Annotated in this window: 3 protein-coding genes and 1 pseudogene; 3 read left to right on the forward strand and 1 reads right to left on the reverse strand. The window is 39.7% G+C overall.

The features are described 5' to 3' along the window. Positions 1 to 191: pseudogene (locus LD39_RS23685) on the reverse strand (sodium:alanine symporter family protein); the annotation flags it as partial. Positions 192 to 411: 220 nt separating this feature from the next. Between LD39_RS23685 and LD39_RS20110 the strand changes: the two are divergent. The 3 genes from LD39_RS20110 to LD39_RS20120 all read left to right on the forward strand — a co-directional run. After that, positions 412 to 879 carry a low molecular weight protein-tyrosine-phosphatase gene (locus LD39_RS20110; RefSeq protein WP_035552736.1) on the forward strand — a complete coding sequence of 156 codons (468 nt, stop codon included), beginning with the start codon at positions 412 to 414 and terminating at the stop codon, positions 877 to 879. Between the two features lie 12 nt (positions 880 to 891). After that, positions 892 to 1,221 carry a hypothetical protein gene (locus tag LD39_RS20115; RefSeq protein ID WP_035552739.1) on the forward strand — a complete coding sequence of 110 codons (330 nt, stop codon included), beginning with the start codon at positions 892 to 894 and terminating at the stop codon, positions 1,219 to 1,221. Positions 1,222 to 1,242: 21 nt separating this feature from the next. Then, positions 1,243 to 1,814, forward strand: a 572-nt coding sequence (locus LD39_RS20120; RefSeq protein WP_035552741.1) for a YihY/virulence factor BrkB family protein, incomplete at its 3' end; no start/stop codon positions are given.

The raw sequence follows: 1,814 nt of genomic DNA on the forward strand, positions 1-1,814 counted from the left end.
TCTTTCTTGTTTTTCTTCTTACTAGGCTTGAAAGCCAGTTTAAGTGCGTAAGGAAGAGTTTTGAATTGTAGAAACCCTAGTCTTAATGTCAAATAAACGCCAGTTCCTACTAATAATATTAATAAAAAAGGTCCCCATACAATTCCGCTTGCGGTATCAAAAAAGTTATATAATGCGCTTCTCTCCTCCATGATATCCCCCTTCACTTTTTATGTAGAATTTTAGTTATATATAAAATATTCCGAAAATTTCATATAAAAGTCAAGGGAATTTGAAAATATTAAAAATCGAATCTTAGTTTATTTCGTCAAATTAGGGGAAAATATCCACTATATCTCTGTCGTGGAGAAGGATTTTTATGGTGTTCATAGAAATTAGTAATGATGAAATACTATAGATGGAGGAAGTACAATGATTCGTGTATTGTTTGTTTGTCTTGGTAATATATGCAGGTCACCTATGGCTGAGGCGATATTTAAAGATTTAGTGCAAAAAGATGGACTGAGTGATCAGATCACAGTGGATTCCGCTGGTATCGGTCATTGGCATACAGGGTCCCAGCCTCACGAAGGAACAAGGAAGATATTGGATGATCACCAAATTTCCTATGAAGGGTTAACAGCCCGTCAGGTGAAGGAGACCGATTGGGATGACTTTGATTACATCATCGCTATGGACGATAAGAACATTAATGATTTAAAATCCATTCGTGAAAAAAATGACGTAGTCGTTGGCAAGCTTTTGGATTATGTACCTGAAGTTAACGAAACGGAAGTTCCGGACCCTTATTTTACAGGTAATTTCGAATATGTATATGAGTTAGTGAGTGATGGGTGTAGGAAGCTGCTTGAAGATATTAAAGAAAATCATCAACTATAAGGAGGAATTTTGATGGGACAGAGCAAGCTATGGAAAGGCGTATTTGCAGGGGCAGTAATTGGAGGTGCGCTCATGCTTTTAGACAGAGACACCAGGGAGTATGTAGGGAGTAAATCTCGCTCCGTAGGATCTTCATGTAAAGGCTATGTGACGCATCCGTCTGAAGCCATCCACTCGATCAGAGTGAATTATGAATATTTGTCCAACCGCATTAATAAAAGTATAGAAGACCTGATCGAAATCCTCAACAAAGCAGAAGAGATGTTGAATCGAGTAGGCGAAATCAACCAAGAAGTGGAGCAGCAGTTGAAAGCTGTTGATGACCCTAAAGAGGCTTCTTGATCACAGAGGTGAAGGAATGTCATGAAGAATATCATAGCGTTCGGCAAAGAGTTGTTTTCCCGGTTTGGTGAAGACGATGTAGCAGGGATGGCAGCTCAACTTGCCTATTTTTTTCTGTTATCGTTATTTCCTTTCATGATTTTCCTGGCTACCTTACTTGGCTATTTACATATTGATGAAGATCGAGTGCTCGCCTTGGTCCAGACATATGCTCCGCCAGAAACGTTCGATATGATTACTGAAAATGTCACATCGTTATTACAGGATGAAAACGGAAGTCTATTGTCAATTGGTTTAGTAGGAACGCTGTGGGCAGCGTCAAACGGAGTGAACGCGATCATGCGCGCGTTTAACCGCGCGCATGATGTGGAAGAAGACCGGCCATTTATAGTCTCTAGATTCATTGCCATTATATTAACGATTGCTATGGTGTTTGTCATCGGAATCGCTTTTCTGTTGCCGGTGATGGGTCATGCCGTTGGAGTTTACTTTTTTTCCTTTTTCGGATTATCTGAAGGTTTCCTTTCCATGTGGAACGCACTCCGGTGGGTGATTTCTTCCATCATCTTCTTTATCGTTTTATCTTTTCTTTT

It is taken from the genome of Halobacillus sp. BBL2006 (assembly GCF_000786645.1).
In the GTDB taxonomy this organism is placed as follows: Bacteria; Bacillota; Bacilli; order Bacillales; family Halobacillaceae; genus Halobacillus.

Excerpts from the sequence above, each read along its gene's own strand:
- LD39_RS20115 (WP_035552739.1), top strand. The coding sequence starts at position 892 with ATGGGACAGAGCAAGCTATGGAAAGGCGTATTTGCAGGGGCAGTAATT.
- LD39_RS20110 (WP_035552736.1), top strand. The coding sequence starts at position 412 with ATGATTCGTGTATTGTTTGTTTGTCTTGGTAATATATGCAGGTCACCT.